The organism is Flavobacterium sp. WG21 (assembly GCF_000335775.1).
Classification (GTDB): domain Bacteria; phylum Bacteroidota; class Bacteroidia; order Flavobacteriales; family Flavobacteriaceae; genus Flavobacterium; species Flavobacterium tructae.
Genome location: NZ_AMYW01000006.1, coordinates 35,038 through 52,671, shown reverse-complemented (window position 1 = coordinate 52,671; position 17,634 = coordinate 35,038). Strand labels below are relative to the sequence as shown.

Sequence of the window (17,634 nt, the reverse complement as noted above, 5' to 3'; positions counted from 1 at the left end):
TGTAATAATTTTTTTAGATAACATCATTAGGGGCTCTTATTTTGTTATCTGTATAAAGTGAAATGTCCTACAAACTCACGTGCATCTTTCTCGTCATTTAATTTAAGAACATACCAGTAATCTCCTGATGGTAATTCGGCACCATTGTATCTACCGTCCCATTTTTGTCCGTAACGGTATTTGGCAATTACACGACCGTATCTGTCGAAGATTGAGAATTCAAGGTTGTTGTAAATGTTTGTACAACCAGGCCCCCACGTATCATAAACACCATCTCCGTTTGGAGTAAAGTAGTTGTCAAGACACACATCCACATAAACTGCATGAACTGTAATTGTTGCTGTACATCCGTTTTGATCTCTTACTACTACTACATAATCTCCTGTTTTGTAGATTTTGTATTTGTTAGAAGAAGTAAACGGCTCTCCGTTGAAACTGTACTCGTAAGCAGGTGCTCCACCGGCTGCAGTAACCGAAATGATGTTCATTTCAGGTTTTCCTGTTGACTCAGCAAGTGTTAACTTCTCATAAGCTCTTATTTCAAAACTTGCCGTTGGTACTTTACATCCATTCGTATGTCTTGCTACAATGTAGTGCGTTCCAGGAGCAATATTGGTAAAGATATTTGCTGCCTGCCAAGGACCTACATCACTATCAAGTGAATAATCTATTTGTGTAAGATCTGTATTGCTCTCATCCACTGTAACGATTACCATATTTGTTTGAGCGTTGTTCACACAATCGTAATTGGTTACTGTAGTTGGATCAAGAACAACCGGTAAAGGCATGTTTTCTACAAATTCATTCACACATCCCTGAGCATCCTTAACGTAAACCGTATGAACTCCTCCTGAAAGATTATTAAAATCAAATATAGTTTGAGTTGCCGTACCTTGTGTATACGTTCCGTTTTTATTGTCAAGACTTACACTATATGGCGCAGTACCTCCTTTAACTTCGATACTGAATGCTCCATCTTTATCTCCTTTACAAACTTCCGGAATCATAGAGTTTGGAAGTTCTGTAACGATTAAAGGTTTTGGCTGTGTAATTTCGATCTCATCGATAACATAACAACCATTTTCATCCTGAGCTATAACCGTATATTTACCTGGTGCAAGTTTATCAAATGTGTTTTTAACATCAAACTGATCTAAATCCGGTGATATTGCATATTTAATAATTCCTGTACCACCTGTTGCAGCAACTACAATCTGACCGTTACTTTCTCCAAAACAAGAAACATTGGTTGGTGTAAATGTAGCCTGAATAGCTGTAGCAGGTTGTTTAATTTCGATAGCGCCTGATGTCGCAGGACAATCACCACTAGCTACTTTTACAACATACGTTCCTATTGGAAGATCTTCGAATCTACCAGTAGGCTGTGCCGGTCTAACCACACCACCTGCAGTATTTTCTAAAGTATAGATATAGTTTCCTAAACCACCTTTTGCATTTGCTACAATAACTCCTGTAGCTTCGCCCATACATTTTACTACTGCATTGGTCACATCTAATTCTATTACTAATGGCTCTAATGGATCGATTTTAACTTCGTTAGAAATTTTCGCCACACAACCTTTAGCATCTTTTACATAATATTGGTATTTACCCACTGGTACCGCGAAGGTAACAGAAGTTGCAAATGAACCAGTTGTTGTTGTAAAAGTCTGATCGGTACTGTATGTATATGGACCAGAACCTCCTGTTGCACTTAACGTAAGTGTTGATTGTGTATTACAAGTTTGTGTCGTTGCCAGCACTAAACTTGGAACTACTTCTGTTGGTTCTGTAATTACAACATTTGCTGATGTTGCAGAACATGTAAATCCGTCAGTAACTGTGATACTGTAAGTTCCTGCCGGTAAGCCTGTGAAAACAGGGTTACTTTGTGGACCTGATGAAACAACCGGATTTTCTGACAACATATTCAAGGTGTACATATAGTTACTTCCCTGACCACCTGTTGGAGGGTTTACCGTAATTATTCCAGATCTGTCTCCAAAACATGGTAATACTGAAGCTGTTGCTGTTGCACTAACCACAATTGGATCAGGAATCTTCAATGATTGTGTTGCTGATGCCGGACATCCTTTACCGTCTTTAACATTAACTGTGTAATTACCCGCAGATAGTCCGGTAAAATTACCGTTAGTATTATTTGCAATAACTGCTCCGTTTAATACTAACTCATATTGGTAATTCGTATCCCATCCACCTGTTGCGGTAGCTGAAATTTCGCCATCATTATTACCTGCCACACAAGTGATTTCAGATTTTGTTGTGGTTACAACTAAAGCAGCAGTAGGCTGTCCTATTGAGAAAATAGTTGAAACTGAACAATATGGTTTGCCTACTAAAGTAGCGTTTACCGTATACTGACCTGCACGAAGACCTGTAATAGAAACCGGACCAGCATTTGCTGAACGAGTTAATGGAACATTTACAGGACCTGTAATTGTGTAATCAAATATACCTGCATCATCACTTGGAAGTTTTTGATTGTCAACAAAAGTTAAGTTCACACTTCCATCAGCAGTTCCAAAACAAATTTCAGCTACTACCGGAGTAGCTTTAATCTCGAATGTATTTGGATTAGTTACATAATGGGCTTTCTCAATTTTACATCCAGTTAACGAATTCTCAACTGTAATTAAATAGTTACCAATTGGTAATGCTGTAAACACTCCTGTCGTGTTAGTATCAGTAAAAGTACTTCCGCCTATTCCCTTAATAGTGTAAACTATTTGAGTCGGTGTAGGTGTACCGCCCGTTACAACAGCTTTAACAGTAATGTCTTCATTATTTACACAAGTAATTTCTTTATCTATTGTTACCGTAATATTGTCTAAGCTAATAAAAGGCACAATTTTCATTATTCCTGTCGATGATCCAATACATCCTTTACTATCATAAACATTTACAGTATAATCTCCACCTGCAAGATCAAATACAGTATAAGTATTTGAAGTACTATTTTGAACTTCAACTCCGTTTCTCATGAATTGATATAAAACATACGTACCAGATCCTCCAGTTACAGTATTTACTGTAATTGTCGCATTTGTATTTGTGTTTGTTCCTGCTGTACAGCCAAATTGAGTAAATACAACATTACTAACAACAATTGGAGTCGGTTCAAGAATTTCAACATCTTCTAAATCTTTACAACCTCTTCCAGATGTAACTGTTACTGTATATTGACCTTTTGGTAATCCTGTGAACACATTTGAAGTTTGATTAGGTCTAAGAACTGGTCCCGCTGTAATACTGTAATAGTAAATTGGGTTGTCATTTCCACCTGTTTCATCAATAGTTGCAGTGATCGTTCCATTAGTAAATGTATTACAAGTAACATCTGTGTGTGCTAAAGTAAATCCTTTAATTGGAGTCGCAGGTATAATTTCAAATTTAACGGTTCTGGTACAACCTGTAGTCACATCTGTTACAGTAATTGTATGGTTTCCAGGACCGATATTGGTAAATATTCCTGATGTCTGACCAAAGTTTCCGTTTAAGCTATAGCTATAATTTGCTGGGGTTGAACCTCCAGAAGCTGTAGCTGTAATAGCTCCATTGTTAGTGTTACAGTCTGGTAAAGCTGTGATCTTAACATCTAAAGTCAGAGCTGGGAAAATATTAACTACTGCTGCCGTTTTTACTTCACAACCATTTCCATCTTTTACAGTTACATCATAAGTACCAGATGTATTTACTGTAAACGTTGGGCTGGATTGGAATCCACCACCAATACTATATTCGATAGGTGCTACACCTGTAACTCCTGTAATCGTAAAGGTATACGTTCCGTTTAATGGATCCGGACATTGGCTAAATGGTGCCACTGACGGAGTTGTTGGTAATGCATCTTCCACAATAGTTTGAGATTTCATTACCGGACATCCGTTAAGGTCTTGTACATAAATATCCCAATTTCTATTGGCTCCGTTGTTAGTATCAACAGTAATAACATTATTTGTTCCAAAAACCGTAGGAGCCGCTGACAATGAAACAACTGCAGCATAACGATAAGCAGGAGTACCTCCAGTTGCTGTAATCGTTATTTGAGCCGTTTTATTGTTACAATTTGTATTTGTAGCAGTAGATGTAAAATCTAAAGCCGATGGCTGCTTGATCTCAAAGTTTACCACCTGATCCTGACATCCAGATATCCTGTCTACTACTGTAAACGTATAAATACCTGCAGCTAAACCAGTGTAGCTTATAACATCACCTGTTTTAGTCGCTGTTCCGGCAACTGGTGCCAATGAATAGATATAATCAGCAGGCGTAATATAACCGCTTACAACAAATGATGCCGTACCGGTGCTTCCTCCATTACATAACACATCAGTTATCAACTGAGTAGTCGCTTTAATTTTATCAGATTCTTTAATCACAATAGCTTTTGTTGTACTACAACCATTAGCATCAGTAACTTTAATTTGATAAGTATTTGGTAATAATCCAGGGAAAATACCAGTTGTATTATTAGTAACAGCCGCTGCCGGTGAAACTATTTCGTATTTGTAAGGCCCTACACCACCTGTAACTGAATTTACTGTAGCAATAGAAACTCCTCCCATAGTATTACAATAAATTGGTGTTGCAGTAATATCCATATCAGTAGGAGGCGTGTAAGGATTTACCGTTACGTTTCCTGAAACTCTACATCCATTGGCATCAATTACCACATAGAACACTGTTTTAGGAGCCGTTATAGTGCTTACATTTAATGTTGAAGCATCTCCAAAAGTAACACCATTATCAAAACTGTATTTATATCCTGGTGTACCATTAGTAGCCGTTAAAGTTACTACAGCATCCTGTGGTGTATTAGTTACAGTACATCCAAATGGAGTAACTGCAGCACCAACATTCAAAATAGTTGGCTCTGAAATAGAAACTGTTTTACTCACTACACATTTCTTAGCATCTCTTACGTATACTGTATAAGAACCTTGACCTAATGTTCCGAAAATATTCGATGCCTGATATGTTGTACCATCAATACTATATTCGTAAGGAGCAAGTCCGCTACCGGCAGTAATTGTAATGCTTCCGTCGTTTCCTCCGTTACAACTTACGTTGAATTCCGAAGTAGCTATAGTAGGCATCACGATAGGATTCACCACTACAGGTTTTGAAACTGACTGACAGTTTTTACTATCTGTAACTCTAAAAGTATAGGTACCTGCAATATTCGTTGTGTATGGAGATGTTGTTGGTGTAAAACCACCTCCATTAAATGAAACTTCATAGTTAGTATACACAGTAGATCCTTGCGTAGCTGTTAATGTAACAGTCGCCATATTAGGAGCAGCACAAGTTAAATCCTGAAGTACAGCGTCTAATAATAATTTCTGATCCAATTGGTAAACATATGGAGTTGTTGCATCACAACCGTTAGCATCTCTCACGTAGAAAGTGTATGAACCCGGTGCGTTAAGCACAAAGTCTGGGCTTGTTTTAAATCCATTACCAATACTGTATGTTAATGGACCAACACCATGACCTACCAAAGTAACATTTACTGGAGAACCATCGTAACAAACACCCGTAATTGGGTCAATTGATGGCAGAGGATCTGTCGCAATAGTCAATGGTAACTGAGCAATACATCCGTTAGCATCTTTTACATAAGCAATCCAAACTTTAGATGGATCTAAAACTGCGCTTGGACTAGTATTGTAAGCTCCTGCTGCCGGTGCCGTTGGGCTCACAGCATAAGCGTAAGTATAACCAGGCGTTCCACCTGAACCTACAACGCTTACTTTTGCACCAAAATTACAATTCGCATTAACATTAGAAACTAGTGTTAATAGTAATGGTGTTGCCGGTTCGCTAACATCCACATTTGCTGTTGCAACACAACCAGTAGCTACGTCAACAACATCTATTTTATAATTACCTACTGCTAAATTAGTAAGTGTAACTTTAGGATTAGTATGTGTACCCGCAACCGCAACTCCGTTAATAGAATACGTATAAGTTCCTGCAAAGTTACCTACAGTGAACTCAACAGAACCATTAGGTGTTGCTGCTACTTCGTTACAGCTTACATCTTTTAGTAATTGACCAGAAACGGTAATATTGGTTACTGGTTTAATTGTCAATGATTTCTGGAATGAACATCCATTAGCATCTGTCACTTTGAAAACATAAGTGCCTGGCAATAAACCATTGAAAACATTCACCGTTCCGTTATCAACTGCGTTTGCAGTTGGTGAAACGATTTCATATTTCGTAATCGCATATCCACCCGCTACCGTAACTGTAATACTTGTTGCAGGAGCATTACAAGTAATTGCAGCACCCGTAAAAGTTAAATCGGTAATTTTTTGGTATGGATTAACTGTTACTGTATTATCAAATAAACATCCGTTAGCATCTTTTACATAATAGTGAATAGTCTGTACTGCACCATTATCTAAGACTGTTAGTGTATTAGCGTCAAAATAATTAGCAGAACCATCAAAATTGTATTTGTAAGGTGCTGTTCCTGTACCAGCTGTAACATTTACTGTTACCACAGCCGGCTGTGCAACATTACTTGCATTACAAGCGTAGTCTGTAACCGCTGCAGTAGCCGCTAATGTTAGTGGCTGACCTACTGTAAATGGTTTAGATGCTGAACATCCTCTACCTGAAAACACCGTGATTGTATAAGTGTCAGCAGGAAGATTTGAGAATACATTATTTGTTTGTGCCATTCCTAGCGGAACAGGCAAAATAGAATAGGTATAAACCGGGTTATCGCTTCCTGCAGCTAAGTTTACGGTAATAGTTCCGTTACGTGAGCCATTACAAGTAGCATTCGTTACTACAGCATCAAAATCTACCGGTGTTGGTGCAGAAAGCTCAACCGGAGCTGTTGCAGTACATAGCGTATTTGTATCTGTAATCGTTATGGTGTAAGTTCCGGCAGGAACTCCCGAAATAACATTACCAACAACAGTTCCAACAGGAGGCGCAATACTATAAGTAAACGGTCCTGCACCACCAATTGGTGTTAATGTTATAACTCCGTCATTGTTCGCACAAGTCGGCAATGCTGTTATCACTGGTGTTACACCTAGTGGTTTATCAATCGTAATTGATTTAGTATCAATACATCCGTTTGCGTCTTTAATTTTAATTGTATTTAATCCTGAATTAAGACCCGTTACGTCATATGGTACAGCTGTTGTAATAGTAACAGGTGCATATACGCCACCGTTTACACTAATTTCGTAAGGCGAAATTCCTGCTGTAGTAAGAGAAACTCTAACCACATAGGCTCCTTCAGCCACACATTTATTTACAACTGATAATGCAATAACCGGACTAGGATCCAGGCCTATTGTTGTATTAACTCTGTCTATACATCCTTTTGCATCTCGCACAACAATATCCCAATTTTGTCTTGTAGTATAATCTAAAACCAAAACATTACTAGTTCCAAAAGTTGTTGGCGTAAATCCAGGAGCACCCGCTGCGTACTCATAAGGTCCCGTACCACCAATAGTGGTTAGTGTAACTTGTGCACCAACATTACAAGTAGCATTTACATTTTTTGTAATTGTTGTTTTAAGCGGTTGAACCGGTTGTGATACTGTAAAACTAAATGTAGTAGAACAAAGTGTTCCTCCTGCCTCAGTAACTCTTAGAACATAATTTCCTGCTTTCAATGTTGAAATAGTTCCAGAAACCGGGCCACCTAATGGACCAGTTAATGTGCTATTAATTGCCGGTGAAACCGGTAACAAGGTTAAAGCATTTAATACTTCATAATTTACTGTAGTAATTGATGGATCAAAATCCCTAACAGTAAACGTCAATATTCCTGTTGAAGTTCCATTACAAGTAACATCTGTTACAGTTGTTCCTGTAACTTTTATACTTGATGGTGGTGGAGGCGTTGTAAATTCTAAAATAGAAATACAATCATTAATATCTTTTACTTGTAAAAAGTAAGTCGTTCCATGTTTTAAACCTAAAAAGGTATAAGTTGGACTCGTTTGTGCAGGGCTTTCTGTTAAAGGTTGTCCAAAAATAGAGTATTTATAATCCGGCGTACCACCTGAAGTAGTTACGGTAACATTCACACCCGTAGCACAATTATTTGAATCTGCAACAGCGCTCATCTTTAAGTAAGGAGGAGTCTCAATTCTCAATTTACCACTTCTGTATTCACAACCATTTGCATCAACAACAGTAATATAATAATCTCCAAAATTCAATCCTGCAAATTTATAAACAGGTGTTGGATTTACTGTAGATGTTTCTGTGTAGGTTGCAATTTGTGTAAAAGCATTATCATATAATGTATATACATACGGAGCTGTTCCTCCTGATGTTACATTAACATCAAAACTACCAGGCGTATTTAAATTACATAAAATAGCATTACGTACGATATTAACAGCAATTGGAGCTGGATTAACCAAAGTAATAGTTGCAGGTACCGAAGTACATCCTTTAGCATCTTTTACTACATAAGTATACGTTCCGGAAGCTAATCCTCCAAAAACTTTTGTAGTTACAAAAGTAGTACCTCCATCAATACTGTACGTAAATGGAGAAACTCCGGCTGTAGCTGTCAATGTTACAGAACCATCTGTATAACCGTTACAGGTAGGATCAACTTTTGCAGCAGTTCCTGTTACTGTTTGTGGTGATGTTACTACAACTTTGTTGGTTATTTTTGTACATCCACTAGCATCTGTTACCTGGAAATAATAATCTCCGGCAGTATTTGTTGTAAATGTATTTCCAATCAAATCAGGAGATGTTCCAAAAGTCACACCATCCGTAGAAACTAAATAAGTGTAAGGCGCTAAACCTCCTCCGGCATTAACTGTAATTGTTGCATTAACAGGAGCAGCACAAGTAATGTCTTTTACTAAAACTGCACTGGCTGTTAAAACAGAATTTACTGTCACTGTAACCGTATCTGTACAGTTATTTGCATCTTTTACCGTAATCACATAAGTACCCGGTGACGTTACTGTAAAAGTATCTGCAGGAGATGGTGCAACACCACTGCTAATAGAGTAGGTTAAAGGAGCAATACCTCCTGTTCCCACAGCTTTGATACTAAATGAAGTTCCTGTAGAGGTACATTGGTTAGTAACCGAAGCCGTAACATCCGGAACTGCATCTTTAATAATTGCTGCGTCTAATTTAATCACACAACCATTTGCATCTTTTACCCAAACATCCCAATCTGAGATAGCAGGGTCAAGATTAGCGGTGTTACTTGATTTATAATCTGTCGATACAGGAGCCACATTATTGTGTACAAATGCATAAGAATATGCTGGCGTTCCACCAGTAGCATTAACTGTTACCTGTGCATTTGGAACATTACAATTAGCATTTACAATTGTAAGCGTTCCTCCTAATGGATTTACTGGCTCTGTAATCGTTATTGATTTGTTTGCCTTACAATTTGTTGTATTATCTGTTACTTCAAGGTTGTAAGTACCCGCAACTAATCCGTTTAAGGTAATCACATCTCCTGTTGTTACATTTGTATATGGTAATCCTGCAGGAGTAGATATTATTACTACCGCATAATTTCCTGTAGCACTAAATCCGGAAATACTGAATTTTGCAGAACCGGTATTTCCTCCTTTACATAAAACATCGCTTAATTTTGATTCAGCAACTGCAATTGGAGTTAATGGAAGGACTGTATAAGACTGAATAGCAAAACATCCGTTTGCATCTGTTACTTTAAAAGTATAAGTGTCTGCCACTAATCCACTAAATACTCCAGTCGTAGCACCTGTTACGTTTGAAGTTGCAGAAGCTGGTGCTGTGATAACATAAGCTAAAGCTCCTACTCCATTTGTTGTTGTAACCGTTACTGTACTGGTAGTACTTGCAGCTGGTGAGCATAGAATTGCACTACCTGATATTGAAACAATAACAGGAGGGTCTAATTTTTTAATTGTAATTTGTTGAACTGCAGTGGTACATCCTTTAGCATCTTTAACAGAATAACTAATAATTTGATCTGCTCCGTTATCGTTTACTGTTAACGTATTCGCAGCAGTGTATCCGCTTCCGTTAAAACTGTACGTATAAGGAGCTGTACCGTCTGTTGCTGTAATGGTAACAGTCGCAGATTGTTTCGTATTGGTAACACTACAAGTAAAGTTAGTAGCAGTAGCACTTGCTGTTAATTTTACAGGTTCACCTATTGTAACATTAACACTTCCGGTACATCCTTTACTGTCTTTTACATAGAAAGTGTAGTTACCTGCTAACAGATTTTCAAATAATGAAGCCGCTGCAAAAGTAACATTGTCTTTACTATAGGTATATCCACCTGAACCATTAGCACCTGTTAATTGAACAGTACCTGTTGCAGAACCGTTACATGAAGCATCCACTTTTACAGCAGTTACTGTAGGAGGTGCAATAGGAGCAACAGTCGCAGATGTTGTCGTAGAACATCCGTTTGCATCTGTAATTGCAAATGTATATTTATCAGCATTAGCAGCAGCAACAGAAATTGTAAACGATGTTCCGGTAACATTAATAACTCCACCTGGAGTTCCTGTACCCTTCGCTACAGTATAGGTATACGGAGTTTTTCCTCCGCTAATATCAACTTTAATCGTTGCATTTGGAGTTGCACTACAATCTAATTCTTTAGTAACCTCTGCTAAAGCACCAACTTTAGGATAAACTACTACAGGAACTGCAGCAGCTGTTGTACAACCATTTTTATCTTTTACCGTTACGGTATAAGATCCTGCACTTACTGTAAAAGTATTGCTAGTCTGGAAATTAGTTCCATCAATACTATACGTTAAAGGCACTAATCCTGTAGCAGTAGCTGTAATGGTAAAACTTGAAACGGATCCTGTCTGACATTGATTGTCAACCACCACACTGGTAATAACCGGTTTAGCGTCAACATCAATTTTTATAGGGAAATTATCCAAACAACCGTTTGCATCTTTGATATAAACAACCCAGTTTAATACTGTTCCGTTAACCGTATCAACTGTTAGAACATTATTTGAAGCATAAACCGTAGGAACCGGAGCACTTTGTCTTGCTACAGCATAAGTATAATTTGGTGTACCACCTGTTCCGGTTGCTGTAATCTCAGCTGTAAATTTGTTACAATTTACTGTAGTAGCTACGGCAGTAACATCAACAGCTGCAGCTGACTGCGTTAAAGTTACTGTATAAGAAGACTGACATTTCGTTAATCTATCTGTTGCAGTAATAGTATACGCCCCTACAGGCTGAGCAGTAGGAACTGCAACGGTAGTTGTAGCTGCACTTACACCAGTTGCTTGCTGAATGATTGTATTGGCAGCATTTTTAATAACATAATCATATCCGTTTGCCTTAACACCATTTACGGTAAATTCAATAGTTCCGGTAGAACCAAAACATTGAATATTTGTAAGTACTGAACCACCTGTAACAATATCTGACGTTGCTTTAATAGTATGTCCTTTTGTGAATGAACAATTAGTAGCCGTATCAATTGCCTCGAAGATATAATCTCCCGGAGTCAGTGATGTAAAGTTTCCTGTTGTATTTACCGCAGGGGTAAATCCGGCAGGACCAGAAATAATCTGATAAGTAACATTTGCTGTACTTCCTGTTTTTACCGCTGTCAAAGTTACACGTCCACCAGCCGGAACTGTAGAACAATCATATCCACTATCAACAATAGTGATATCTGTAATTGGTTCTAAAGCACCAATTGTAATTGATAATGGTCCAAACTGACAGTTATTTGCATCTCTAACATATGCCGTAACTGTTCCGGCAGCTGTTGTTGAGTAAGTATTCGTTGTTGTAAAGTTTGCAGTTCCGTTGAAACTGTAAGTATAAGCACCTGTTCCTCCAGAACCAGTAACTGTAACTACCGCTGGTACAGTACTTGGTGTACCACATTTAATAATAGTAGCTCCAATAGTTCCAGACACTGCAGTTGGCTGCGTTAATGTAATATTTCCAACAGCAGAAGTACATCCTTTACTGTCTCTTACTTGATAAGAATAGCTAATATTTGGATCTAAACCGGAATATAATGAAGTTGTTGACCAACCTAAATTATTAAAATTGTACTCATATCCGCCTGAACCTCCTGCTCCAACTAGCTGTACACTACCATTTTTAAGACCATTACAAGTAATTTGTGTTGGATTAGCAGTAACTGTTGGATTTGTAATTGGACTAATTGTAGCATCTATATAAGCTTTACATCCTTTAGAATCTGTAATTTCAAAAGTATAAAGTCCGGCTGTTGGTGCAGGATAATTAAACGTATTACCTGTAACATTTACACTGCCGCCATAAGCGCCTGCGTCTTTTTTAACTTTATAAGTATAGGCTGCAACTCCATCTGTAATGTCAACTTTAATCGTTGCATTTGGAGTTGTACAATCTAATGTTTTTGTAATAGAGGCTGCTGCTTTTAACTCAGGAGCAATTACAATTCCGTTTATGGTAACCGGACAATTATTACTGTCAGTAACTGTAATAGTATGTGTTCCTGCTCCAACATTTGTAAATGTATTGCTGGTTTGTGCAGGTGCACCATTTAAACTATACGTTAGAGCTCCTGTACCTGTAGCCGTAACAACAAGAGTTGCTCCTTTAGTCCCGGTAACACAATAATCACTAGTAGCAGCTAAAGATGCTGTTGGCATTGTTGGTGCAACAACATTAACCTGTGCAGATGCGCTTGAAGAACATGTATATGCATCACGAGTTACAACTGTATAGGTACCGGTAGGAACATTTGCAAATACGCCAGAATTCTGGAATGCAGTTATTACCGTAATACCATTTGCTGCTCTTAATTCATATTGATATGCTGGTGTTCCACCTCCTGCAACTGCTGTAATAGTTGCTCCTGTAGTACAAGTAGCTGTTTTTGTAACACTTGCCGTAATTGTTAATGCAGCAGGAGTACCTACTGGCTGATCGAATGGGAAACTACAAGTTCCCGCTTTATCATCATAACGAATTAAAATATTATACGTTTTACTCGTCAAGTTTTTAACGGTAACCGGTGAAGTTTTAGAATTTACCCATGTTGTACCATTATCTAAAGAGTAATCAAATCCATAAGTGGCATCAAAATTTTGTGCAGATAATGTAATCTCTCCATTATTAGCACCATTACAGGTTACGTCTTTATGACCTACAATTGAAGCCTTAAAGGCTTTATCTGTTCCAATAACAACTGGGAAATCTTTCTCAGCTCCACAAACCTCCGGAATCTGACGTACCCAAATATCATCAACCGCTAAATCATTACCAGAAATAACCTGGCTGTATGATAAGATAACAAAGTCAAGAGAAGTATTATTTCCAGGATTTAAAGTTAATACCTGGCCACTTCCAAGATCAGTTGTATTATGCCATTTCTCATCTCTAGGAATACTTTGTGTATCCTTTGATGCTCCTGGTATAAGAACTCCGTTTTTCTGAAGTTGTATGGTTAATCTTGGAGAAGGTAAATTATTATTTTTACTCAATAAGTTAAGCATATAAAGTGATACCTGTATGTCCTGATTTGGAATAACATCATTGATGGTTTTTTTATACAAAACACCACCTATTGGTACCACACCTCCAACATTAACGGCTAAAAATCTTCCGTCTTTTATTTGTGGTGTATTATTAATAACTGCCGTATTATCTTTAGGCAGATTCCAGTTAAAACCAGCTACGTGCTGTGGCAACAGAGCCTGAGTCACAACATATTCCCCATCATTAAGCAAAATTGGCATATAACCTCCAATACCGCAATCTTCAACAGCATCTTGCTTTTCCCAACAATAATTAGGGTGAATACCCGGAGTAGTTGTATCTGGCCCTCTACCAAAATCCTCTGTTAACAAGTTACTGTAAGTAGGTACGGTAGTAACTTTGTACTTAACTTTTATAGTATGAGTCCCGGAAGGAACATTTGTAAAGACATTATTTGTAATTGGCGTGTTAGGTACACCGTTAATATAATACTCGTACGTATAATTATTTGACGGATTTGTAACCGTAACCGTAGTTGATGCCATACCATTACATCCAAAAACAGGATCAGCCACAGTGATCGTCGGATCAGCAGGTTTTGGATCTAAAGTAACCTGATAAGGAATTTCGAATATACAGCCTAAAGCGTCTTTAACCTGTAGAATAAAATTACCCGGCAACACGTCTTTTTCATTTGATGCCTGCCATGTAAGACCACCATCAAAACTAAATTGATAAGCAGGAGTTCCACCCTGAACGTTATTGATACGTAGTTTACCTCCCTGGTTTGCACCACTACCGTCAGGTAATGTACATCCGGCCAAAGCAGCAACTCCAGCAGAAGCCGAAATAGCAGAAGTTGGTCCCGTAATTGTTATCTTTTGTACAGGATCTGTACAATACTTGATTGGCGTTCCTATACCATATCTGACAACTACATCATAAGTTCCCGGCTGTAAATTAGAAAAAACAGGATTAGACTGAAAACTAACACCACCATTAATACTATACCCCATTGTGTACCCGTTTGCTCCGGCAGTAAGTTTTACTTCTATCTTAGAGCTTCCATCATAACAATTACTATTGGTATGATCAATAGTATAAGCAGGTTTTGTATTATCAGGAACTGTAATTGTTCTTGTTATCGTACAGTTGTTTTTATCTACAATTTTAATGGTATAAAGTCCCGGAGCTGTTACCACAAACTCATTACTGGTTTGAAAAACAGTATCGCTGTTTATAAAATAGTTGTAAGGTGAATTACCTCCTTCTGTTGTGATTCTGATTTTTCCATCACTACATGCAGTAAGAGGTTCTACTAAAGCAACTGTCGCTTTATACTCATTCCAAACCTTACCAACATATATGTACTTAGTATCTTTACAACCGTCATCAGTTGTAACTTCTACGACATAATTCTGGTCTGTATTTAAATTATCAAAAGTATATTCAGAATCTGGTACGGGTCCAACATTCGATAATAAAGTTCCATTATTATAAAGTTTATAATAATATTGTGCATTAGCATCGTTTACGGCTACTTTAATTTTACCTTTTTCACCATAACACAATGGCTGTGTTACCTCTTGTACTACGTTAAAATTCCTTTGTCTGATTTGAATATTTGGAACTGTAAAAATACACGTGTTACCTGTTACACCTGCCAGTCTAATATATACTGTATAGAAGCCCGCAGTCGTAACATTAAATACATTACTAGCCTGATAAGTTGTTCCATTAATACTGTACTCATATCCGGCAGGAACACCTCCTACTGTAATCGTACCAGCTTTACCACAAATAATGTCCGTATGTTTCTCTGTAGGACTTAATGAATTGGTGAAAACATTAAAATAAAAACGGTTAAAACAACCACCGGCATAGTTTAATGTTAATCGATATTGTCCGGCAATTTTAGCCAAATAATTTGGTCCCGTTGCAACCTGAGTCCACGAACAAGAAGTTCCTTCGTTAGCACAATTTGGACTACTTGGCGCTGTACAGCTTGCTTCATCTAGTTTTTCCCAAACAAGAGTAGAACCATCTGAGATATGCGTTTCAATTAGTCTCGAATCATTTGCACCGCATAAGAAAAGATTAGGTAACTCTTTTCCGTTATTTGGACAAATTAAGACCTCTCCTTTATACGGAGCTTTTGCATAAGGAATTACAGGGTTCGTATTTGTAGCACCAAATCTGGTTACTGTAATGGCCTGATAAATTGATCTACAAGGTGCCGCAGCCAAATTGTATACATAATAAGTTCCCGGATCTTTAACAGTAAGTGTCTGTCCTGTTCCGATTTGTTTTGTACGGGCTTCGTCACTATACCAGGTATAACTTGTATATCCGTTTGCTGCAACTAAATCTACAGTGTCTTTACATAAAGTAACGTTTGCTGTATACTTACAACCATCAACACCTACTAAAAAGTTAGTCGCTTTTGGAGTTAATATACATCCTGTATTGGTATTGACACTCGGATCATCTGAAATTTGGAAATCAGGATTTAAAGTTCCTTTATAAGTGGCATATGCAGAGTTATCGATACTATTAGAACATGCTTCACTCAAGGAATTACAATCCGGAACAACTTTAACTTTAAAGCTAATCACTTTTTCTGTTAGAGTATTGGCTTTAACAACAGAATCATCTACTTTAAAAACAATACTTCTGGTTGCAGGATCATAACTTTGTACTGATACACCAGCTGGCAGTGGGTTTAAATCTCCCGGATAATTAAATATAATATTGATTGGAAGCTGATCTCTAATGGTTAAAGATTTAGCATCATCATTACCTGAGTTTCTAATACCAATTTCATAATTTAATTGTTGTCCCAGTACTACATTCTGGCCTCCAATATCCGTTCCTGCCGAATTTTTAACAATTTTCGTCAGTACAATATGAGGCTCAATAATATCTACCGCAAATGCATTAAAATAATAAAAGTAAACGTCCTGAGTACTTCCTAATCTAATATTTGCCGAAGTCTCATTATTATCAATAACAATACCTCCCGGTTTCAAAAGGGTACCGGGATTATTAATATTTAAAATACCCGCATCATACCCCAAGGTGTTGGTACTGGCAGGGTTTCGATTCAAGAAATCTTCTGTTTTATCCGTAGCCGGATCAACGTAAGTTACACTACTATTAAAGAAGTTATTTGAAGCTCTGATAGCTGTATTTGCTGCATTTGTAGCACTAATTGGAATTCCGTTAATTTGCAGATAATCCCCTGCAATCGGCTGATCTCCCTCTAAAGCAGCAAAAGCGAATTTTACACGAACCGGGCCTTTAGGAATGGTCTTAAACCCTGAAACAGGAATATCTAAAGTAGTTGCCCCTCCAATTCCGCTAAAACCGTCAAATGATGTAATATATTTAGCTGGCAAAGTTGGGTCTTCATAAACGATAAAAATAGACCAACCTGCTGATAAACCTGTTCCTCCATTAGAACCTTCACTAGACTTAACATTTGCAACGGTATACAAACCTTGTGCATTAGCCTGTCCGGTCACTAAAGAAGTAATATCTGCATAACATGCATATGCTTTGTTATTGTCACCACCAATTGGGGCTGCATTAGCATCATACACGATCTGACCTGTAATATCATTATAACCACCTGTTGGTAGTTTAAGCTTTACTTTTTCAATGCCTGTACGATCATTTTGCTGTAGGATCGCTCCCCAATACAAACCTGCATAAACAATTTTATAACAAGCCGGTTTTGGTACAGTTAAAGTCGCACTACTCGAACTGAAAGTACTGTTGTCATTATCGATATCAATATATTCCATACTGAAATCAGAATTGTATCCGGAACCATTATAGGCATCTTCCGGATCCCTGTTATTGGTATTTCTATTTAGAATATTATTACCAATAAGCAACATGTCTCCTTTTAGCCTCTTGTCAAATCTCGGAGTAAATGACTTAAGATTCTGAGAAATTACAACGTAACTTTGAAAAAAAATCAAAGCTAATAAAATCAATCTTAGGTTAGTAGGTTTTTTCATAATCTTCATTTTGTTTTTGCCTTCTCTTTTATTTTTTAAGGGGCGTTAAAAAATAAATCAAAGCATTCTGAAACATTTATAATAGATGTCCTTCTCAAAAATAAAAAGG

The 17,634-nt window shown here is 37.5% G+C and carries 1 protein-coding gene; it reads right to left on the bottom strand.

All coding sequences use genetic code 11. The features are described from left to right. Positions 1-44: 44 nt before the first annotated feature. Positions 45-17,525, bottom strand: a complete 17,481-nt coding sequence (locus C245_RS0106530) for a T9SS type B sorting domain-containing protein (RefSeq protein ID WP_017495780.1) — start codon at positions 17,523-17,525, stop codon at positions 45-47. Positions 17,526-17,634: the final 109 nt, after the last annotated feature.